General features: G+C 69.5%; 16 protein-coding genes. 8 read left to right on the plus strand and 8 right to left on the minus strand.

All coding sequences use genetic code 11. The features are described 5' to 3' along the window. The first annotated feature begins 80 nt into the window (after nucleotides 1-80). From C566_RS0111125 to C566_RS0111140, 4 genes are all read left to right on the plus strand, one after another. Nucleotides 81-1,184, plus strand: coding sequence for a fatty acid desaturase family protein (locus C566_RS0111125; protein WP_018774419.1), 1,104 nt, complete (start codon nucleotides 81-83; stop codon nucleotides 1,182-1,184). 164 nt (nucleotides 1,185-1,348) lie between these two features. Then, on the plus strand, nucleotides 1,349-2,314 hold the full coding sequence (locus C566_RS0111130) for a quinone oxidoreductase family protein (protein ID WP_018774420.1): 966 nt from the start codon (nucleotides 1,349-1,351) through the stop codon (nucleotides 2,312-2,314). A 96-nt stretch (nucleotides 2,315-2,410) separates the two neighbouring features. Then, nucleotides 2,411-6,343, plus strand: coding sequence for a Pls/PosA family non-ribosomal peptide synthetase (locus C566_RS0111135; RefSeq protein WP_018774421.1), 3,933 nt, complete (start codon nucleotides 2,411-2,413; stop codon nucleotides 6,341-6,343). A gap of 49 nt (nucleotides 6,344-6,392) precedes the next feature. Next, nucleotides 6,393-7,817 (plus strand): M1 family metallopeptidase, encoded by a 1,425-nt coding sequence (locus tag C566_RS0111140; RefSeq protein WP_018774422.1) that lies wholly within the window; start codon nucleotides 6,393-6,395, stop codon nucleotides 7,815-7,817. 78 nt (nucleotides 7,818-7,895) lie between these two features. On the opposite strand, the gene C566_RS0111145 is transcribed toward C566_RS0111140, so the two are convergent. From C566_RS0111145 to pheS, 3 genes are read right to left on the minus strand one after another with little or no spacing between them, the layout of a single operon-like run. Continuing rightward, entirely contained in the window at nucleotides 7,896-8,636 is a 741-nt protein-coding gene (locus C566_RS0111145; protein WP_018774423.1) for a 4'-phosphopantetheinyl transferase family protein, read from the minus strand. Nucleotides 8,637-8,681: 45 nt separating this feature from the next. Further along, a complete protein-coding gene (gene pheT / locus C566_RS0111150) occupies nucleotides 8,682-11,225 on the minus strand; it encodes a phenylalanine--tRNA ligase subunit beta (protein WP_018774424.1) in 2,544 nt (847 codons plus the stop codon). Between the two features lie 2 nt (nucleotides 11,226-11,227). After that, the gene (gene pheS / locus C566_RS0111155; protein WP_018774425.1) at nucleotides 11,228-12,289 is read right to left on the minus strand and encodes a phenylalanine--tRNA ligase subunit alpha; all 1,062 of its coding nucleotides are present in this window, start codon (nucleotides 12,287-12,289) and stop codon (nucleotides 11,228-11,230) included. 258 nt (nucleotides 12,290-12,547) lie between these two features. Between pheS and C566_RS21365 the strand changes: the two genes are divergently transcribed. Both C566_RS21365 and C566_RS0111165 read left to right on the plus strand, forming a co-directional pair. Next, on the plus strand, nucleotides 12,548-13,009 hold the full coding sequence (locus tag C566_RS21365; RefSeq protein ID WP_018774426.1) for a hypothetical protein: 462 nt from the start codon (nucleotides 12,548-12,550) through the stop codon (nucleotides 13,007-13,009). A gap of 1 nt (nucleotide 13,010) precedes the next feature. Next, entirely contained in the window at nucleotides 13,011-13,649 is a 639-nt protein-coding gene (locus C566_RS0111165; protein WP_018774427.1) for an SIMPL domain-containing protein, read from the plus strand. Nucleotides 13,650-13,729: 80 nt separating this feature from the next. Here the strand turns inward: C566_RS0111165 and pcp are convergent, their stop codons facing one another. After that, nucleotides 13,730-14,371, minus strand: coding sequence for a pyroglutamyl-peptidase I (gene pcp / locus C566_RS0111170; protein ID WP_018774428.1), 642 nt, complete (start codon nucleotides 14,369-14,371; stop codon nucleotides 13,730-13,732). A 98-nt stretch (nucleotides 14,372-14,469) separates the two neighbouring features. Between pcp and C566_RS0111175 the strand changes: the two genes are divergently transcribed. Then, nucleotides 14,470-15,639, plus strand: a complete 1,170-nt coding sequence (locus C566_RS0111175; protein ID WP_018774429.1) for an Rv2578c family radical SAM protein — start codon at nucleotides 14,470-14,472, stop codon at nucleotides 15,637-15,639. Nucleotides 15,640-15,658: 19 nt separating this feature from the next. Here the strand turns inward: C566_RS0111175 and C566_RS0111180 are convergent, their stop codons facing one another. The 4 genes from C566_RS0111180 to C566_RS21375 form a co-directional block, all read right to left on the minus strand. Next, a complete protein-coding gene (locus C566_RS0111180) occupies nucleotides 15,659-17,032 on the minus strand; it encodes an NAD(P)(+) transhydrogenase (Re/Si-specific) subunit beta (protein WP_018774430.1) in 1,374 nt (457 codons plus the stop codon). Beyond that, the gene (locus tag C566_RS21370; RefSeq protein WP_018774431.1) at nucleotides 17,029-17,412 is read right to left on the minus strand and encodes an NAD(P) transhydrogenase subunit alpha; all 384 of its coding nucleotides are present in this window, start codon (nucleotides 17,410-17,412) and stop codon (nucleotides 17,029-17,031) included. Before C566_RS21370 ends, C566_RS0111180 begins: the two co-directional genes overlap by 4 nt. Then, entirely contained in the window at nucleotides 17,412-18,554 is a 1,143-nt protein-coding gene (locus tag C566_RS0111190) for a Re/Si-specific NAD(P)(+) transhydrogenase subunit alpha (RefSeq protein WP_018774432.1), read from the minus strand. The genes C566_RS21370 and C566_RS0111190 overlap by 1 nt, the downstream gene beginning before the upstream one ends. Before the next feature lie 88 nt (nucleotides 18,555-18,642). Further along, nucleotides 18,643-19,107 carry a (deoxy)nucleoside triphosphate pyrophosphohydrolase gene (locus C566_RS21375; RefSeq protein WP_043466790.1) on the minus strand — a complete coding sequence of 155 codons (465 nt, stop codon included), beginning with the start codon at nucleotides 19,105-19,107 and terminating at the stop codon, nucleotides 18,643-18,645. Nucleotides 19,108-19,300: 193 nt separating this feature from the next. Between C566_RS21375 and C566_RS0111200 the strand changes: the two genes are divergently transcribed. Beyond that, nucleotides 19,301-20,509, plus strand: a complete 1,209-nt coding sequence (locus tag C566_RS0111200; protein WP_018774434.1) for an MFS transporter — start codon at nucleotides 19,301-19,303, stop codon at nucleotides 20,507-20,509. Nucleotides 20,510-20,531: the final 22 nt, after the last annotated feature.

Genomic DNA, 20,531 nt, shown 5'->3' on the forward strand with positions numbered 1-20,531 from the left:
TGGTAAAGGGTGATCCAGACCGTGCAGCTGCGAATGTCAGCTGCAGCGTTGCCCGTAACCGTGACGAGGCCAGCGCCCTAATGACCGCCACTTCCACCCTTCCCGCCGAAACGCAGGCTCGACCGACCTCGCGCGTCAGGCAGCCCAACGCCGTAGTCCTGAGCTATTCGGAACTCCTCAAGAGCGTCAAGACTGCCGGCCTCCTCGAACGTCGCGTCGGGTTCTACATCACGGTGTTCGCCAGCCTGGTGCTCCTGATGGCCGCCACCTGGTTCGGGTTCGCGCTGATCGGTGACAGCTGGTTCCAGCTCCTGATCGCCGCCGCCCTGGGCATCCTCTGCACGCAGTTGAGTTTCCTGGCCCACGAGGCCGGGCACCGGCAGATCTTCGCGTCCCGCCGCGCCAACGACTGGGCAGCACGTCTGCTCGCCACGTCCGTGGCCGGGATCAGCTACTCCTGGTGGGAGCAGAAGCACGGCGCGCACCACAACCACCCGAACGTCATCTCCAAGGACCCGGACATCGCACCCGGCCCCATCGCCTTCCACGCCGAGGCCGTAGCCGACCGCCAGGGACGCCTCGCGTTCCTGACCCGCAAGCAGGGCTGGTTCTTCTTCCCGCTCCTGTTCCTGGTGGGCCTGGGACTGCAGATCGATTCCGTGAAATTCATCGTCCGCCGGGCCAAGGTCACGCACCGCTGGGTCGAAATCCCGATTCTCGCGGTCCGGCTCAGCCTCCTGCCGGTCCTCGCTTTCACCTTCCTGCCGCTGGGCATGGCGTTCGCCTTCATCGGCGTCCAGCTGGCCGTGTTCGGCTTCTACATGGGCGCGTCCTTCGCGCCGAACCACAAGGGCATGCCGGTGCTCCCGGCGGACAGCCGGGTGGACTTCTTCAGCCGCCAGGTCCTGACTTCCCGGAACATCTCTGGCGGCCGCTTCATGGACATCCTGCTCGGCGGCCTCAACCGCCAGGCCGAGCACCACCTCTTCCCGGACATGGCCCGCCCGCAGCTGCACCAGGCTGCCAAGATCGTCCGCGAGTACTGCGCCAAGCACCAGGTCCCGTACACGGAAACGACGCTGATGCAGTCGTACGCCATCATTGTCCGCTACCTCAACGACGTCGGACTCGCCGCGGGCCGCCACTTCGAATGCCCGATGGCGACGGTCACCCGCCGCTACTAAAGGACGGGCCACCGGCTGCCGCGCAGGACCGGCCATCTCCGGGCGACGTCAGCTCAATCATCACGTGACGGCTGGTTACGGAACGCCCCTTCATGGTTTCCGCCGGTGTCCCTAGGATGGACCCAGGGACCGGGACAGATTTCCCCGCCCGGAAAAGGAGCCACATGATGCACGCAATCGTCGCCCGCCAGGCCGGCGGCCCCGAGGTCCTCGAGCTCGACGAAACAGCCCGTCCCGTTCCCGGGCCCGGCCAGCTGCTCGTCAAGGTCGCCGCCGCGGGCGTGAACTTCATTGACACCTACAAGCGCAGCGGCGTCTACAAGGTCAGCTACCCCTTCACGCCCGGCACCGAGGCCGCAGGCACCGTGGAGGAGGTCGGTGACGCCGTCACCGGGTTCGCGCCCGGCGACCGGGTGGCCACGGCCGAGGGCGTTGACTGCTACGCCGGCTATGCACTCGTCGATGAGGACAAAGCCCTCCCGGTCCCCGACGGCCTGGACGATTTCACCGCCGCGGCGCTGCCGCTGCAAGGCGTGACGGCCCACTACCTGATCAATTCCACCTTCAAGGTCGAGTCCGGCCACACCGTCCTGCTCCACGCCGGCGCCGGCGGCGTGGGGCTCCTGATGATCCAGCTGCTCAAAGCCAGGGGCGCCAACGTCATCACCACCGTTTCGACAGACGCGAAAGAGCAGCTGGCCCGCGAAGCCGGCGCCGACCACGTACTGCGCTATGACGGTTTCGCCGACCGGGTCCGGGATCTGACCAACGGCACCGGCGCGGACGTGGTGTACGACGGCGTCGGAAAAGACACGTTCGACGCCTCCATGGCGTCGCTGCGCATCCGGGGCATGCTGGTCCTCTTCGGCGCAGCGTCCGGCCCGGTCCCGCCGTTCGACCCGCAGCGGCTCAACGCCGGCGGCTCGCTGTACCTCACGCGGCCCACCATGGGCCACTACCTGCGCGACGCCCGGGAACGCCGCTGGCGCTCCGACGAAGTCTTTGCCGCCGCTGCCGAGGGCAGCCTGAAGGTCAGGATCGGCGCACGCTACCCTCTCGGCGAGGCATCCCGTGCCCATGAGGACCTTGAACAGCGCCGTACCACCGGCAAAGTCATCCTGGTTCCCTAAGCCGTACGGCAATACCATCCGTTCATCTCCTGCAGGGATAATGCGCCAGTGACCGAGCAACGACTGACCCCCAGTGAAGCCCCAGACGCCGGTGCGGTGCAGAGTCTTCCCGCTCCCCATCTCACCGTCCACGAGCCCCAGCTGCCCGGCGCACTCTCCGCCCCGCCGGAGCGGACGCTGATAGACATCATCCGCGATACTGCCGCCCGGTACCCGGACGCTTCGGCACTCGACGACGGCCACCGTTCGCTCAGTTACGCCCAGCTCATGGACGAGGTCCGGGCCACGGCACGGAAACTGCACCTCGCCGGGCTCGGTGCCGGCGACAAGATCGGCGTCCGGATCCCGTCCGGCACCAACGAACTCTACGTCTCGATCCTGGCGGTGCTGCTGGTCGGTGCGGCCTATGTCCCCGTGGACGCCGACGATCCCGACGAGCGGGCAAAACTGGTCTTCGGGGAGGCGAGGGTGGCCGGCATCCTCCGCGCCGGCGGGAAAATCGTCACGGACAGCAGCCGCCCCCGCCCGTTCCCCGACGCGAGGCCGCCCGGCCCCGACGACGACGCATGGGTCATTTTCACGTCCGGCTCCACCGGCACCCCCAAGGGCGTCGCGGTCCAGCACCGCTCGGCCGCCGCCTTCGTGGACGCCGAGGCGCGCATCTTCCTGCAGGCCGATCCGGTGGGTCCGCAGGACCGGGTGCTGGCCGGCCTGTCCGTCGCCTTCGATGCCTCCTGCGAGGAAATGTGGCTCGCGTGGCGCCACGGCGCCTGCCTGGTCCCGGCACCCCGGGCGTTGGTGCGGACCGGCATGGACCTCGGCCCGTGGCTCATCAGCCACGGCATCACCGCGGTCTCCACCGTCCCCACGCTGGCAGCGCTCTGGCCCGTGGAGTCGCTGGAAAGTGTCCGGCTGCTGATCTTCGGCGGGGAGGCGTGCCCGCCGGACCTTGCCGAACGGCTCGCCGTCGAAGGACGCGAAGTCTGGAACACCTACGGGCCCACCGAGGCCACCGTGGTCGCGTGCGCCGCGCAGCTCGGCGCGCCCGGCCCCGTCCGGATCGGCCTGCCGCTGGACGGCTGGGACCTCGCCGTCGTCGACGCCGATTCGCTGCCCGTCGCCGAGGGCGCGGTGGGCGAACTGATCATCGGCGGCGTGGGGCTGGCCCGGTACCTTGACCCGGTCAAGGACGCGGAAAAATATGCCCCCATGCCGTCCCTGGGCTGGCCGCGCGCCTACCGCTCCGGCGACCTCGTCAAGTACGAGGCGGAAGGCCTCATTTTCCAGGGCCGCGCCGATGAGCAGGTCAAGCTCGGCGGCCGCCGGATCGAGCTCGGCGAAATCGATGCCGCCCTGCAGTCCCTGCCGGATATCGCCGGCGCCGCCGCCGCCGTGCAGACCACGGCGGCCGGCAACCAGATCCTGGTCGGCTACCTTGCCGCCGTCTCGGGCCGGGACATCGACCTCGCGGCCGCCCGCGAACTGCTGGGCGAACGCCTGCCCGCGCCCCTCATTCCGCTGCTGACGCTTGTCGATTCGCTGCCGACCAAGACCAGCGGCAAAGTGGACCGCCATGCCCTGCCCTGGCCACTCAGCGGAACCGGAGCGGCCGAGGCCGAAGGTGCGCCGCTGAACCTGCCGGAGGACGCGCAGTGGATCGTGGAGCAGTGGAGCGCCGTGCTGGGGAGCCCGGTCACCAGCCTCGACGCCGACTTCTTCGCCTACGGCGGCGGCTCGCTGGCCGCCGCGCAGCTCGTGTCCGCCCTCCGCGTCCGCTATCCCACCATCACGGTGGCCGATATCTACGCGACACCACGGGTGGGCGCCCTGGTGGACGAGGCCCGCCAGTCGCTGCCGGAGGGCGGCGCCGTCGCTGCCCAGGAGCGCACGGTCCGGCCCACCGCGCGGAAGTCCCAGGCCTTCCAGACGCTCCTGGGCGTTCCCTTGCACATCCTGGTCGGCATGCGCTGGCTGACCTACCTGATGGCAGCCAACAACCTGCTGGCCGCCTTCGCCGGATTCAGCGCCGCGCCAACGATTTCATGGTGGTGGGTGGGCGCATCCTGGCTGGTCTTCGTCAGTCCCGCCGGGCGGATGCTGCTCTCCGTTGCCGCGGCCCGCATCCTGCTCCGCAACGTCGTGCCTGGCACCTATCCCCGGTCCGGGCAGGTGCACCTCCGGCTCTGGCTCGCGGAACAGATCCAGGACCTGGCCGGCGCCATCAGCCTCGCCAGCGCGCCCTGGGTGCCCTACTACGCGAAAGCTCTCGGGGCGAAGATCGGCGAGAATGTCCAGCTCCACTCGCTCCCGCCCGTCACCGGGCTGCTGACCCTCGGCGCAGGGTCCAATATCGAGCCCGAGGTCGATCTGTCCGGCTGGTGGATCGACGGCGACCGTGTCCACATCGGCGCCATCCGGATTGGCGCCGGCGCAAGCGTCGGGGCCCGCAGCACGCTGATGCCGGGCGCCACAGTGGGTGCCGGAGCTCAGGTGGAGCCGGGTTCCGCCGTGATCGGGAAGGTCAAGGCGGGCCAGCTCGTGGCCGGGTCACCGGCCGAGCGCCGTGGCAAGGCCCGGCATTCGTGGCCGGACTCCCCTCCGGAGCACCGGCTGATGGGCCGGCTCTGGTTCGCCGGCTTCGCCGCCGCCTCTGCCATGCTGGCGCTCATCCCCTACGTCTCCGCCGTCGTCGCGGCCTTGGTGATCTTCGCGTTCATCCGGGGCAGTTCCTCCCTGCCGGCGGCGCTGCCCGGCATAGCGCTCTCGATCCCGCTGGCGGCGCTGGCATGGTTCCTGACCAACCTGCTGCTGATCCTGGCCACGACTAGGCTCCTCAGCGTCGGCCTCGCGGAAGGCTACTACCGGGTCCGGAGCCGGATCGGATGGCAGGTGTGGGCGACCGAGCGGGTACTGGACCTGGCCCGGGATCTGCTGTTCCCGATCTACGCCAGCCTCTTTACGCCGGTCTGGCTCCGGCTTCTCGGCGCCAAGGTCGGCCGCAACGTCGAGGCCTCGACTGTGCTGCTGATCCCGCGGATGACCACCGTGGGCGAAGGCGCGTTCCTGGCCGATGACACCATGGTGGCGTCCTACGAACTCGACGGCGGCTGGATGCATATAGCCCCGGCCAAGATCGGCAAGCGGTCCTTCCTGGGCAACTCGGGCATGACGGCGGCCGGGCGCAGCGTGCCCAAGAACTCCCTCGTCGCGGTGCTGTCCGCGACGCCGGCCAAGGCGAAGTCCGGCACCTCGTGGCTCGGCAGCCCGCCTGTGCGGCTGCGGCGCACCGCCATCGCCTCGGACGACACCCGGACCTACCAGCCGCCCCGGAAGCTGAAGGTTGCGCGCGCCCTGTGGGAGCTGTGCCGCTTCGTCCCCGTCATGCTGACGGTCGCAATCGCCGTCGGCGTGATGCTGGCGTTCGACGCGATGGCGACCCTCTTCAACTACGGAATCGCCGCCCTCCTGAGCGGGGTGGTGGTCCTGCTTGCCGGGGCGACGGCCGCGGGCAGTGCCGTCGTGGCCAAGTGGCTGCTGGTGGGCCGCATCCGCCCCGGCGAGCACCCGCTGTGGAGCTCCTTCATTTGGCGGAACGAGGTTGTGGACACGTTCATTGAGATGGTCAGCGCCCCGTGGTTCGCGCGCGCTGCCACGGGGACACCGGCGCTGGTGTGGTGGCTGCGGGCACTTGGCGCGAAAATCGGTACCGGGACCTGGTGCGAAAGCTACTGGCTGCCGGAGGCGGACCTGGTCACCCTCGGCAGGAATTCGACCGTCAACCGCGGGTGCGTGGTCCAGACCCATCTGTTCCATGACCGTGTCATGAGTATCGACACTGTTACGCTCGATGACGGAGCCACCATGGGCCCGCACGGCGTCATCCTGCCGCAGGCCAGGATCGGCAGCGGCGGCACGGTGGGGCCGGCGTCCCTCGTCATGCGGGGCGAAACCGTCCCTGCCGGGACGTACTGGATGGGCAATCCGGTCAGCCCCTGGGACGGGCCGGCACCGCCCGCCGGGCCCCGTTAGGCCCGGCGCCTGCGCACGTCCACCAGCACCACAACCGAAGGTCCGTCCATTGAGCACCAGCGCACCAAGCAGCAGCGGCGCCGCCGCCCGCGGGGACATCAGCGGAGAAATCAGCCGCGAAATCAGCCGGGCCACCTCCCCGGAAGCCGGCGCCCCGGACCCCTATATGCCGGGCCATGGGACCAACGCCTACCGCGTCACCCGGTATGAACTCGATCTGGACTACCGGGTCAGCAGCAACCGCCTTGCCGGGCACGCCGTCCTGCACGCCATCACACAGCTCCCGACGTCGGCGATCGTCCTGGACCTGGCCGGCTTGCGGGCCACCAAGATCCAGCTCAACGGGCGCAGGGTGCGCCGGTTCACCCAGCGGGCAGAGCAGCTCGTCGTCTACCCCGACAACCCGCTGCTCGCCGCCGAGGCCTTCACCCTGGACATCCGCTACGAGGGCTACCCCGCGCCGCGCCGCGGCGTGTGGGGCGAAGTGGGCTGGGAAGAGCTCTCCGATGGTGTGCTGGTCGCCGGGCAGCCCAACGGCGCAGCTTCCTGGTTTCCGTGCAATGACCACCCGCGGGACAAAGCGAGCTACCTCATCACGGTGACCACCGACGCGAACTACCGGGCCGTGTGCAACGGCGTGATGCTCTCCCGCACCAGCAGGGCCAGCCGCGAGACCTGGGTTTTTGAGCAGGCCGAACCCATGGCCACTTACCTGGCGACGGTCCAGATCGGCCGTTATGAGCTCCTGACGCTCAATGCCGAGCGGCCCTCAGGGCACGTTCCGCAGTATGTGGCCGTGCCGGCGTCGCTGCAGGCGGGCGCCCGGGCCGCCCTGGCCCGCCAGCCCGACATGATGCGGACCTTCACCAACTGCTTTGGGCCGTACCCGTTCCCGGAGTACACCGTGGTGGTCACCGACGACGTGCTGGAAATCCCGCTGGAGGCGCAGACACTGTCCATCCTGGGCCCCAACCATCTGCGGCAGGATTGGGAATCGCAGCGGATGATCGCCCATGAACTCGCCCACCAGTGGTTCGGGAACTCGCTCACCACCGCAACCTGGAAGGACATCTGGCTGCACGAGGGCTTTGCCTGCTACGCGGAATGGATCTGGTCTGAAGAGGCCGGCATCATGTCGGCGGCCGCCCGCGCGCGCGCCGCCTGGCGCAAGCTCTCCGCGGCCCCGCAGGACCTGATGGTGGGCGACCCGGGCCCGGAGCTGATGTTCGATGACCGGGTCTACAAACGCGGAGCCCTGGCCCTGCACGCCCTGCGGGTACGCTCCGGCGACCTGGCGTTCTTCGCCCTGCTGCACGACTGGACGGACCGCTTCCGCCACGGCACCGTGACCACCGCCGACTTCATCGTCGCGGCCGCCCACACCACGGGCCTGGACGCGGAGGCCCTGCTGCACCCCTGGCTGTTCGCCGATGCCCTCCCGCCGCTCCCGCAGGCAACGCCGCCCAAGCTCTGAGGGCAGTGTTCTGAGGGCCGTGTTGGGCGCGGCCGGAACCTGACGCGGCGGCCGGCCACGGACAGTGTCGAAGCAGGCTCATGGAATGACTGCGAGGGCGACGGCGGCCACGAGGTCCGCGGGCAGGCCCGTCTCTGCCGTCGGCAGGTCCCGGAGCCCGGCGCGGCCGTTCACTGTCGGCCCCTGCACGTCCAGGGTGTCCGGGGCCGTCTGCAGCCCGGTGCCCAGCATCTTGAGCCAGGCCTCCTTGCGCGCCCATAGGCGGGCCCTCCCCCGCAGCAGCGCGATGCCGTCCAGCCCGGCGAGGTGCCGTTGTTCCGCCGGGGTCAACACGACGTCGTCGAACCCGTCGAAGTCCGCCCGGGCCGGATCCTCGACGTCGATGCCCAGGCGCTGGCCCGGACCCGGGTCCACGACTCCGGCCAGAAGCGTCCAGCCGGCCGCACGGGACAGGCTCAGCAGCAGCGGCACCGCCTCGCCCCGGAGCAGGTAGCCGGGCCGGCCGTGTGAGATGTCCGCGCCGGCGCCACAGCGCGGACAGCTGTACCAGGCGGTGAGGTCCGACGCCGGAACGCCGAGCAGGCCGGCGGCGAACCGCCGCTGCGCGAGCCGTCCGGCCAGGAAGTCCTCCCGGGTCCGCGGGGTCATGGCCCTGGCCCGTCCGAGCTCGGCCCCGTCCAGCAGGGAACGCGAGTCGCGTTCCAGCTGCAGTTCAGGGTGCAGGGCCGCGGCCCCGGGCACCCCCGGGTCGCCGGGCACCCCCGGGTCGCCGGGAACGCGAAAGGGCGGGCAGGCACGCACAACAAGGTGTGATGCCATAACCCGCCCCTTCCAGCTACGTCTGTGCTGTGACCAGCGCAGTTCTCAGCGCTGCACCGCTCCGAATCGTTCGTGGGCAGCGGCCACGGCACCTTCACGGGCCGCCGAGGCTTCGTCCGCCGTCAAGGTGCGGTCGTTGGCGCGGAAGCGCAGGCTGAACGCCAGCGACTTCTTGCCTTCCTCGATGCCCTTGCCTGCGTAGACGTCGAACAGCGCGACGTCTTCGAGCAGTTCGCCCGCGCCTTCACGCAGCGCAGCCAGCACCTCGCCCGCCGGGACGTCCTGCGCCACCACCAGCGCCACGTCCTGGGTGGCCACGGGGTACGTCGAGATGTGCCGGGCCACGATCACGTCGGCAGCGGCTTCGAAGAGGGCGTCGGCGTTCAGTTCCAGCGCCACGGAACGGGCCGGCATGTCGTGCGCCGCCAGCAGCTTCGGGTGCAGCTCGCCGGCGTAGCCCACCACTTCGCCGGTGCGCAGTTCAAGCTGTGCTGCCCGGCCCGGGTGGAAGGCCTGATGCCGGCCCTGCGTGACCAGGACCTCGACGCCGAGCACGTCGCCGGCGATCCGGGCAATGTCCACCGCGTCCGCCCAGTCCCAGGCCCGCGGGGCGTGGCCCGGGGCGGCAGGAGAGTCGTGCCCCGTGAGCACGGCGGCGAGGTGCAGCGGCTGGTCCGGGACGCCGTCGTACAGTCCATCGAGCACCTCGTCGCTGGGCTTGACGCCGAGCGGCGGAATCGTGGAGGTGCCAAGCTTCTCGCCCGGCAGGAACACGAGCCCGGCCTCGAAGAGGGCGAGGTCGCGGAAGCCGCGGGAGTGGTTGCGCTTGGCCACCTCAATCAGGCCCGGCAGGACGGAGGTCCGCAGGAAGCCGTGCTCCTCGCTGATCGGGTTGGCCAGCTTGAGGGCCTTGCGCGCCGCACCCTCTTCGGGGACGCCAAAGGTGTCATTGGCGGCCTTCGAGACGAACGGGTACGCCAGCACCTCGGTGAGTCCGGCGTCGGCGAGGGCCTGGATCAGGCGGCGGCGCTGCTGCTGGACGCGGGTCAGGCCACGGCCCGGGGGCGCCACGGGCAGGGTCGCCGGGATCTTGTCGTAGCCAACCAGCCGGGCGATTTCCTCGGTGAGGTCATCCTTGGTTTCGAGGTCGTGGCGCCAGCTCGGGGCGGTCACCGTGTAGCCGCTGCCGGTCCTGGCAACGACGGCGCCGAGGTCCTCGAGCGAGGTCAGGATCTGTTCCTCGGTGAAGTCGATCCCGATCCGGGCTGCCGCGTACTCTGCCGGCAGTTCGATGGTGACGGCGTCCGGCGCGGTTCCGACGTCGGTCCCGGCCTCGTCGGCCGTTCCTCCGGCGAGTTCGACCAGCAGGTCCACCACACGCTGGGCGGCCACGTCGGCCACCTGCCAGTCCACGCCGCGTTCGAAGCGCTTGGACGCCTCCGACGGCAGCTTGTGGCGGCGGCGCGCGCGGGCGATCGAGACCTCGTCGAAGTGCGCGGCCTCGACCAGGACGTTCGTGGTGGCGTCCGAGACTTCGGTGTGGGCGCCGCCCATGACGCCGGCGATTCCGATGGGGCCGGATTCGTCCGTGATCAGCAGATCCTCGACGTCGAGCGTGCGCTCCTTGTCGTCCAGGGTGGTGATCTTCTCCCCCGCCGTGGCACGCCGGACGACGATGTCGCCGGCCAGCTTGTCCAGGTCGTAGCAGTGGTTCGGCTGCCCGAGCTCGAGCATGACGTAGTTGGAGATGTCCACCGGCAGCGAGATGGACCGGATGCCGGCGAGCCGGAGGCGGGAGGTCATCCACGGCGGGGTTGGCCGGGTGGCATCCACGCCGCGCACGGTGCGGGCCACGAAACGGTCGCAGCCGGGCTTGCCGTAGATGGGGGCGTCGTCGTTGAGCTTGACGCCGTAGCCGCCGGACAGCGCCGTCGGAACCTGGACCTTGGAGACCGGGTCCGTGAACACTGTGCCGGTGGCGTGCGCGTATTCACGGGCCACACCGCGGATGGAGAAGCAGTAGCTGCGGTCCGGGGTGACGTTGATTTCGGCGGCCTGGTCGTAGAGGCCCAGCAGTTCCATCGCGTCGGTGCCCAGTTCCGGGTCGAGGCCGATCCGGGACAGCACCAGGATGCCGTCGTGGTCCTCACCGATGCCGAGTTCGCGGACGGAGGCGATCATGCCGGCAGAGAGGTGCCCGTAGGTCTTGCGCGCGGAGATCCGGAAGTCGCCCGGGAGTACGGCGCCCGGGAGTGTGACCACCACCTTGTCGCCTTCCACGAAGTTGTGGGCGCCGCAGATGATGCCCTGCACGCCCGAGGGATCGATGCCGGCGCCGGTCAGGGTCTGCTCACGGCCCTCGGGGACAACCCGGACCTGGCACCAGTTGATGGTCTTGCCGTTGGACTGGGGTTCCTTGACGATGCTGAGCACCTGGCCCACCACAATCGGACCCTGGACGGAGTCCGTGGGGCGGTGGACTGCTTCTTCTTCGAGTCCGACCTTGACGAGCTCCGCCATGACGTCTTCGGCCGTTGCATCGGCCGGTACCTGCGCGAATTCGCGCAGCCAGGAAAGTGGGATACGCACTGTTAGATCTCCATCCCGAAGTGCTCGCTGAAACGTACGTCGCCTTCAATCATGTCGCGCATGTCGCCGACCTCGTTGCGGAACATGAGGGTGCGTTCGATGCCCATGCCGAAGGCAAAGCCTGAATAGATGTCCGGGTCGATACCGGCGGCGCGCAGGACGTTGGCGTTGACCATGCCGCAGCCGCCCCACTCGATCCAGCTGGGGCCGCCCTTGGCGCCCGGGTGCCAGATATCGAGCTCCGCGGACGGCTCGGTGAACGGGAAGTAGTTGGGCCGCAGCCGGATCTGGGCTTCCGCGCCGAACATCTGGCGTGCAAAGTGCTCCAGGGTGCCGCGGAGGTCCGCCATGCTCAGCTTTTTGTCGATGGCCAGGCCCTCGAACTGGTGGAACACCGGGGTGTGCGTCGCGTCGAGCTCGTCTGTGCGGAACACCTTGCCCGGGCACAGCACATAAATGGGCAGCTCCCGTTCCAGCATGGAGCGGACCTGCACCGGCGAGGTGTGCGTGCGCATGAGCAGGTGGGCCTCGGGCGGCTCGACGAAGAACGTGTCCTGCATGTCACGGGCGGGGTGGTCCGGCTTGAAGTTCAGGGCATCGAAGTTGAACCATTCGGACTCGACCTCGGGCCCCTCGGCGATTTCCCAGCCCATGCCGACAAAGATGTCCGCCACGCGGTCCTGCAGCGTGGACAGCGGGTGGCGTGCACCGGCCGTGCGCCGGCGCGGCGCCGCCGTGACATCCACGGTCTCTTCGACGAGGATCCGCGCATCGTTCTCGGCCTCGAGCGCGACCGTGCGGTCCGCGAGCGCCTTGTTGACTCGGCCCCGGGAGGCGCCCATGAGCTTGCCGGCGGCGGCCTTCTGGTCCTTGGGCAGCGCGCCGATTTCACGGTTGGCGAGGCTCAGGGCGGACTTTTCGCCCGTGTGGGCGAGGCGCACGGCCTTGAGTTCATCGAGGGTCGCGGCAGCGGCGATGGCGGCAACGGCCTGGTCTACGGCGGCGGTAATGGCGGCTTCATCCAGAGGATTCGGGACGGCTGCGTCCGGCAAAGTTTCAGTCATCTACTGTTCTTAGCTACGAGTCGGATCATGCCAACAGCACGCGGCCGGGCACAGGGCGCGGCGCGGGTTGTCGGCAAGGCTTGTGGTCACTGTCCCCAGTCTAGTAGACGGCCGTCGGCGGCATGGCAACGGCCGTCTCTCACGTGACGCCGCGGTCCCGGCGGCCTCTGTGGACGCTGACGCCGGCACATTCCCCGGGGCACGGGACATCCCGGCGGCCCCCTGACCGCCGGGCACACCCCCGGCTACCATGGCCTCATGACGCCCGGACAACGGCTTCGCCAGATCGCCAACCTGCTCAACGGGTCCACCCTGCTGGGCCTGCTGCTGGCAGCCTGTGCGCGGACAACCGTCAGCTCCGGTCCGCGCGGATTGCTGATCGCGGGCCGCTACCGCTGGCCGGTGCCGTTTGCTGCGGCCTTCACGGTGGGCAACGTGATCCTCTTCCGTGCCGGACCGGAATCCGCCCGCGCCAATCCAGTACTGCTGGGCCATGAGGAGCGCCACAGCACCCAATACGCCTGGTGCCTCGGGCTGCCGTTCCTGCCGCTGTACTTCATAGCCGCCGGCTGGTCCCTCTGGCGCACGGGCAACCCGGGCAGCGCCAACGTCTTCGAGCGCCACGCCGGCCTGGAAGCGGGCGGCTACCCCCTGCCCGGGACCAGCCCACACACGCACCGCAGAACGGGCGTGACCGCCCCCGAACGTTACGAGGCCTGACATGACAGACAGCCCCCGAAGCATCTCCGTTGCAGGAACCGGCAGCGCCGAGGCGGCGCCGGACCTGCTGACCGTGTCGATCGGCGTTGAATGCCGCCGCGAGACCGTGGCCGAGGCCTACAGCGAGGCCGGGACACGATCGGCCGCCATCACGGCGGAGCTCCGGCAACACGGCGTGGACAGCGCCGACCTGTCCACCTCCGGGCTGAACGTCCGGGCCGAGCTGAACTGGCAGGATGGCCGGGGCCAGACCGTGACCGGCTATCTGGCCTCCAGCACGCTCACCGTCAGGATCCGCGAGTTGTCCGCGTCCTCCCAGATCCTTGCCGCGGCGGTTGCTGCCGGCGGCGACGCCGTCCGGCTGAATGGTCTGACCCTCGGCTTCGCCGACTCCTCGGCCGTCGAGGCCCGGGCCCGGGAGGCCGCCTGGCAGGACGCCCGCACCACCGCGGAGCATTACGCCGCCCTCGCCGGAGCCAGGCTGGGCAGGGTCCTGTCCCTCACCCAGCACACCGGCTTCCAGGCGCCGATCCCGGTGGCGAAGATGCAGCGGGAAGTGGCGGTGGCCTCACTCACCGTCGAGGCCGGCGAGTCGGGCGTCACCGCCACAGTCGGCGTCGTCTGGGAACTGCTGGACTGATTGTCTTGTAATGGTGGGAGCAGGTGTTTCCCGTCGCGACGGCGGCCGCCCCCGGCTCGGCGCCGGATGACCGGCTGGGGCTAGTGGGTTGCGCCGGCAGGGAGCTTGAGATCCGCCGTCGTCGCCAGCGCAGTGCGCACGACGACGGCGAGCGCCGCCGCCATCTGGGGGCCCGGCAGCGCCGGGGTGCTGCTCCCTGCCGGAAGCTGGGTGTCCGCGTAGGGGACGTGGACGAAGCCTCCCCTGGTGCCCGGGCGGAGCCGCAGGGCGTGCATGAGCGCGTAGAAGACATGGTTGCAGACATAGGTCCCTGCGCTCTGGGACACTTCGGCCGGGATCTGCTCTGCGGCCAACGCCGCGAGCGCCGCTTTGACGGGCAGGGACGTGAAATAGGCTGCGGGTCCGCCCGGGACCACGGGTTCGTCCACGGGCTGGTTGCCGGCATTGTCCGGAATCCTGGCGTCATCACAATTGATGGCCACCCGTTCCAGCGAGATGCGCGCCCTCCCGCCGGCTAGGCCGGTGCACAGCACAAGCTCCGGCTGGAAGCGCTCGAGGGCCTCCGCCAGCACCGTGGCCGATTCGCCAAAGACGCAGGGCAATTCCACGGCCCGGACCTCCAGCCCGTCGGATTGGAGCAGCCGCGCGGCCGAACGGGCCGCGGCCCACGACGGATTGGCCGTATCACCGCCAAATGGCTCGAACCCGGTCAGGAGAATCATCGCCCCAGCCTAGCAATGCCCACTTGCTGCGCTGCTGACTGCGGCGCCGGCCGGCTGGCATCCTTGACATTTAGTCGAACATACATTCGAATGTAGGCATGAGATGGGACGCACAAGCACTTGAGCGCGGTGCCTCACCTGACGCCCTTTCCGCCGATTCGCCGGCCGCCGCTGCCCTGCTGCCGCTGGCCGGGCTGGTCCGGTCCGTGTCCACGCCGGAGTTTGCCGGGATCACCTTCCATGAGGTCACCGCCAAATCGGTGCTCAACAAGGTGGTCGCCGGTTCGCGGATGCCGTTCGACTGGACCATCAACCCCTACCGCGGCTGCAGTCACGCCTGCGTCTACTGCTTCGCGCGCAAGAGCCACACGTATCTGGACTTCGACGCCGGCCTGGACTTCGACAGCCAGGTGGTAGTCAAGATCAACGCCGCCGAGGTCCTGCGCCGGGAACTGGCCAAGCCGTCCTGGCGGCACGAGCACGTGGCCCTTGGCACCAACACGGACCCGTACCAGCGCGCCGAGGGCCGCTACCAGCTCATGCCCGGCATCATTGGCGCCCTCGCCGATTCCGGCACTCCCCTGTCCATCCTCACCAAGGGCACGCTCCTGGCCCGGGACATCCCGCTGCTGAAGCATGCCGCCGCCCAGGTCCCGATCGGCGTGGGCATCTCGCTGGCCATGACCGACGAGCACCTCTCCGAAGCCGTGGAACCGGGCACGCCGGGGCCGCGGGCGCGGCTGAAGCTCATCTCCCGGCTGCGGGAGGCGGGCCTGCCCTGCGGCGTCATGGCCATGCCCATCCTGCCGTGGCTCTCGGACAGCGACGACGCCCTCAACTCCCTCTTCGGCGCCCTGGCCGCGGCCGGCGCCACAGGGGTCACGGCCGGTGCGCTGTACCTGAAGCCGGGCACCCGCGAATGGTTCATGCAGTGGATCGCCCGCGAACATCCGCAGCTGGCGGGCAAGTACCGCCGCCTGTACGGCAGCGGATCGTACGCGTCCAAGGAATACCGGGCGTGGCTGGCCGGCCGGATCCGGTATTTCAAGGACCTGCACGGCTTCTCCGGCTCGCAGGGCTTCAGCCACCGGGACCTTGACGGCGGCAACGGCCATGACGACGCCCGGGAGGAAGAAGCCCAGTACCCGGCCGGCAGCATCCCGGACACCGCCGGGAACGCACGCACAGGCCACTCCGGCGCAGCCTCTTCCGGGGCCATCCGTTCCGACACCATCCGTTCCAGCACTGCCCAGCCCACGCTGTTTTAATGCGCCGGGCGGAGTACGCCTAGAGCGCCTTGACCGCGCCGAGCACCCTGGCCAGCGAATCCTTGGCGTCCCCGAACAGGAGCGTGGTCTTGGGGTCGTGCAGGAGCTCATTCTCGATGCCGGCAAACCCCGGGCGCATCGACCGCTTCAGGAACACGACCTGCTGGGCCTGCACGACCTCCAGGATCGGCATCCCGTAAATCGGCGAACCCGGGGAGGACTTGGCCGCCGGGTTCACGACGTCGTTGGCGCCGACCACCAGAACGATATCCGTGGTGGCGAATTCGGGATTGACTTCCGCCAGTTCCCGCAGGGACTCGTACGGCACGTTGGCCTCGGCCAGCAGCACGTTCATGTGGCCCGGCATGCGACCCGCCACGGGGTGGATGGCGAACACGACGTCCACGCCGCGGGCGCCCAGGGCCGTGGCGAGCTCCGCCACGGTGTGCTGGCCCTGGGCCACGGCAAGCCCGTAGCCGGGAACGATCACCACGCGCTGGGCGTAGCCGAGCTGGACGGCAATGTCCTCCGGGGACGAGGAACGCACAGGCCGGTCGCTCAGGGCGGTGGATCCCGCCGTCGAGCCGCCCTTGAACGCCCCGAACATGATTCCGCCGACTCCGCGGCCCATGGCCGAGGCCATGACCTTGGTCAGGATGGTGCCGCTCGCGCCCACGAGCGTCCCGGCGACCAGCAGCAGGACATTGCCCAGGACCACGCCGGACGCCGCCACCGCCAGCCCCGTGAACGCGTTCAGCAGGGAGATGACAATCGGCACGTCCGCCCCACCCACGGGCAACACCAGGAGCAGCCCGGCGGCGAGACTCAGGCCCAGCAGCGCGAGCGACCAGCCGAGCGAGCCGGTCAGGACCACCAGCGCTCCGGAGACGACCGCCCCCAGCAGGACGGCACCCATGACCCAGGGCATGCCGGGGAACAGCAGCGGGCGGGTGCTGATGAGTTCCTGCAGCTTGCCCACGGTCACCGCGGAGCCGGCGAAGGACACGGCGCCCACCAGCATGGTGAAGACCACGGCCAGGCGGACCCAGGGGTCCTCCTGATGGCCAAGTTCCAGGACGGCGACGAGCGCCGCGGCCCCGCCTCCGACGCCGTTGAAGAGCGCCACGAGTTGGGGCATCTGGGTCATCTGCACCCGACGGGCCACGGGGACGGCAAGCGCGGCGCCCACGGCGATGGCCACGAGGATAAGCGGAATATTTTCCAGCCGTACCGAGCAGAACACGGTGGCGACGGCGAGGAGCGCCCCGGCCGCGCCGATGGCGTTGCCGCGGCGGGCGGTGCGGGGCGAGCTGAGGCCCTTCAGCGCCAGGATGAAGCAGACGGCGGCCACAAGGTAGAGCAGGGCTGTCCATTCGGGGCTCAGCAGGCTCATCTGGACTCCCCCGCCGCGCCGGCGGAGCCCCCCTCGCCAGGGTGCCCTTCACCCGCCGTTCCGCCAGCTTTGGTGGCCCCGGTTGAGGCGGGGATGCGTGCCCGCTTGTGGGCGCTAAACATCTCCAGCATCCGGTCCGTGACCACAAAGCCTCCCACCAGGTTGACGGTGGCCAGGACTACGGCCAGGAGCGCGATGCCGAGTACCCAGGGGTCACTGGCCTGTCCGGCCACGATGATGGCGCCGACCAAAATGATGCCGTGGATGGCGTTGGCCCCGGACATGAGCGGTGTGTGCAGCTTGCTGGTGACCTTGGAGACCACTTCGAAGCCAACGAACACCGCTAGCACCACCACGGTCAACAACGCGATCGGGCCCATCATGCCTCCCTTTCCAATGCTTCCGCGGTGGGGGCATGCCGCACCACGCCGTCGTGGGTCAGGCACGTTCCGGCGACCACGTCGTCGTTGAAATCCGGGGCCACCGCACCGCAGTCGGTCATGAGCGCGAGGAAGTTGCTGACATTCCGGGCGAAAAGCCGGGATGCATCCGAGGGCATGGCGGATGCCGCGTCCTGCAGGCCCACGAGCGTGACCGATCCGCCGTCGACCGGCACCTGCACGTCCTGGCCGGCGATCACGCCTTCGACGTTGCCTCCGGACTCCGCGGCGAGGTCGACGACGACGGAGCCGGCCCGCATGCTGGCCACCATGGCGGTGGTCACCAGCAAGGGAGCCGCCCGGCCGGGGATGGCCGCCGTCGTGATCAGGATGTCCGCCGCCGCGACGTGCGGGGCCAGGAGGCTGCGCTGGCGTTGCGCCCGGTCCTCGCCAAGGGCACGGGCGTAGCCTCCGGTTCCTTCTGCCGCCGCATCGATGTCCAGATTGATGAAAGTGCCACCCATCGAAGCGACTTCCTCGGCGGAGGCGGCCCGGATGTCGTTGGCCGAGACCCTGGCGCCGAGCCGTTTCGCCGTGCCGATCGCCTGCAGCCCGGCGACACCGGCTCCAAGGACCAACACCCGCGCCGGCGGGATGGTGCCGGCGGCGGTCATGTAGAGCGGGAAGAACCGCGGGTAGCGGACGGCCGCTTCCAGCACGGCGCGGTAACCGGTGACCAGGGACTGCGAGCTGAGCGCATCCATGGACTGTGCCCGGGAGATCCGCGGAAGCAGTTCCAGGGCGAACGAGGTGGTTCCGGCGGCGGCGAGTGCCCGCACGGTGGGCAGTTCCGAGGACGGCGACGCCAGCCCGATGGTGACCGTGCCGGGCCGCAGCCGGGCCGCGGCCTCCGGGGTGAGCGGGCGGACATGCAGCAGGACGTCCAGGGCCTCCAACGGGAGCTCGGAGATCACCGTCGCGCCGGCCTCCTTGAAGGCGGCGTCGGCGAAGCCTGCTTCGGTACCGGCGCCGCCCTCCACCAGGAGATGGAGCCCGAGGGCTGTCAGCTGCTGGACCGTCTCCGGCGTGGCTGCGACGCGGCGTTCTCCGTCTCGCTGCTCTCGTCCGACACCGACCTGCACGGGCCACTCCTCTCGACTGGGATCAGAGTAGGCACATGGCTGACGGTTTGGCGAGAGGCGGGCATCCGAAGCCCGCCGGCGAGTCCGGTCAGCGGCCCAGTCCGGCTCCCACTCCCCGCGGCCCGGTGGCCTGCACTGCCGCCAGGAGGGCCTCCACGATGGGGAAGTCTGCCGGGATCCACGGCAGGTCCAGGACCTCTGACGGGTTGCGGAGGTCGAGCCAGCGCAGTTCGTCGTGGTCCTCCAGCGGCCGGGGTTCGCCCTGCACGAGTTCCGCGAACCAGACCCTCATCGCCGCCTTCGCGTTCAGCGGCCAGCCCGTGGCGGTTTCCGCGGGCAGCTCCGCTCCGAGCCGCACCAGCACGCCCAGTTCTTCCCGGAGCTCGCGGTGCAGGGCGTCCTCGGCTGCCTCGCCGGGCTCCACCTTTCCGCCCGGGAACTCCCACATTCCGGCAAACTGCGGCGGCGCCGTGCGCCGGGCCGCAAGGAGCATGCCCGGTTGGGCCAGGGAGTCCACTACCGCGCCGCCAACGACGCCAATGAGTCCAGTCACGCCCACAAGTCTAAGGCTGGCGCACGGTCCGGCGTTGGGACCGGGGGCCGGGAGCCGGCCCTGGTAGGGGACAATGGTGGAGGCGGCCGTCCGGACACCCTGCGGAATATTCGGCGCCCCGTCCCCGTTCTTAAAAGCATATTTATCTGTCCGATCCCTCCGGCTTCTCCCGGAAATCTCTCCGAAAAGACGAATGACAACCACCACACATGCCCCGGCACCGTCCAAGACCGGCACCCGTCACGTTGCCCTGGCCATCATTGCCCTGGCGATGGGTGGCTTTGGCATCGGCACCACGGAATTCACCATGATGGGCCTGCTCAAGGAGATCGAACAGGGCCTGAACATCAGCACGCCCGAGGCAGGTCATCTGATTTCGGCCTACGCCCTCGGCGTCGTGATCGGTGCGCCGGTGCTGGCCGCCGTCGGTGCCAAACTCCCGCGGAAGTATCTGGCCCTGGGGCTCATGCTGTTCTTCAGCATCGCCAACCTCAGTTCCTTCCTCGCCCCGGACTACGGCTCCATGCTCGTGTCCCGGTTCGCCGCGGGGCTGCCCCACGGCGCCTTCTTCGGGGTCGCGGCCGTGATTGCCGCCTCCCTGGTGGCGCCGACCAAGCGGGGTTGGGCCATTTCGATGGTCATGGCCGGGCTGACGGTGTCCAACGTCATCGGCGTCCCCTTCGCCACCTGGCTGGGCCAGAACTACGGGTGGCGGCTGCTTTTCCTGCTGGTCGGCCTGATCGGCATCATTACGCTCTTCATGCTGTGGAAGTTCGTCCCGTTCCAGAAACCGCACGCAGATGCCAGCTTCCGCCGTGAGCTCGGCGCGCTCAAGCGGCTGCAGGTGTGGCTTGCCATCCTGGTCGGCATCGTCGGCTTCGGCGGTTTCTTCGCGACCTACACCTACATTGCGCACACCATGACCTCCGTCGCCGGCCTCCCGGCGCCCTGGCTGCCCCTGGTCGTGGCGCTGTACGGCGTGGGCATGGTGGCGGGCAACATTGTTGGCGGCCGGATCGCCGACAAGTCCGTCATGGGCACGATTTACTGGGTGCTGCCCGGCACGGCCGTGGCGCTCGTGGTTTATGCCGTGGGCGTCCACTGGGCCTGGTCCGCACTGGTCATGGTGTTCGTCGTTGGTGCTGCGGGGTCCATGCTGGTTCCGGCCCTGCAGACCAGGCTGCTGGATGCGTCCCCGGACGCACCGTCGCTGGCCTCCTCGCTGAACCATGCTGCGCTCAATGTCGCCAACGCCCTGGGCGCCTTCCTGGGCGGCCTGGTGATCGCCTGGGGCTGGGGCTACGTCGCCCCCGCGCTCGTGGGCGCCGTCCTGGCCGTGCTGGGGCTCGGGGTCGCCGCCATCAGCGGCGCCGTGGAACGCAGGCGGCCGCTGGCCTCCTAGCCGCCCCGCCGCCGCGGAACAA

The sequence above is a fragment of the Arthrobacter sp. 131MFCol6.1 genome (assembly GCF_000374925.1).
GTDB lineage: Bacteria > Actinomycetota > Actinomycetes > Actinomycetales > Micrococcaceae > Arthrobacter.

Bases quoted from the DNA above. Each gene is read 5' to 3' on its own strand.
- C566_RS0111125 (WP_018774419.1), top strand. From the start codon at position 81: ATGACCGCCACTTCCACCCTTCCCGCCGAAACGCAGGCTCGACCGACC.
- C566_RS0111130 (WP_018774420.1), top strand. From the start codon at position 1,349: ATGATGCACGCAATCGTCGCCCGCCAGGCCGGCGGCCCCGAGGTCCTC.
- C566_RS0111145 (WP_018774423.1), bottom strand. From the start codon at position 8,636: ATGGCATCACACCTTGTTGTGCGTGCCTGCCCGCCCTTTCGCGTTCCC.
- pheS (WP_018774425.1), bottom strand. From the start codon at position 12,289: ATGACTGAAACTTTGCCGGACGCAGCCGTCCCGAATCCTCTGGATGAA.
- C566_RS21365 (WP_018774426.1), top strand. From the start codon at position 12,548: ATGACGCCCGGACAACGGCTTCGCCAGATCGCCAACCTGCTCAACGGG.
- C566_RS0111165 (WP_018774427.1), top strand. From the start codon at position 13,011: ATGACAGACAGCCCCCGAAGCATCTCCGTTGCAGGAACCGGCAGCGCC.
- pcp (WP_018774428.1), bottom strand. From the start codon at position 14,371: ATGATTCTCCTGACCGGGTTCGAGCCATTTGGCGGTGATACGGCCAAT.
- C566_RS0111175 (WP_018774429.1), top strand. From the start codon at position 14,470: ATGAGATGGGACGCACAAGCACTTGAGCGCGGTGCCTCACCTGACGCC.
- C566_RS0111180 (WP_018774430.1), bottom strand. From the start codon at position 17,032: ATGAGCCTGCTGAGCCCCGAATGGACAGCCCTGCTCTACCTTGTGGCC.
- C566_RS21370 (WP_018774431.1), bottom strand. From the start codon at position 17,412: ATGGGCCCGATCGCGTTGTTGACCGTGGTGGTGCTAGCGGTGTTCGTT.
- C566_RS0111200 (WP_018774434.1), top strand. From the start codon at position 19,301: ATGACAACCACCACACATGCCCCGGCACCGTCCAAGACCGGCACCCGT.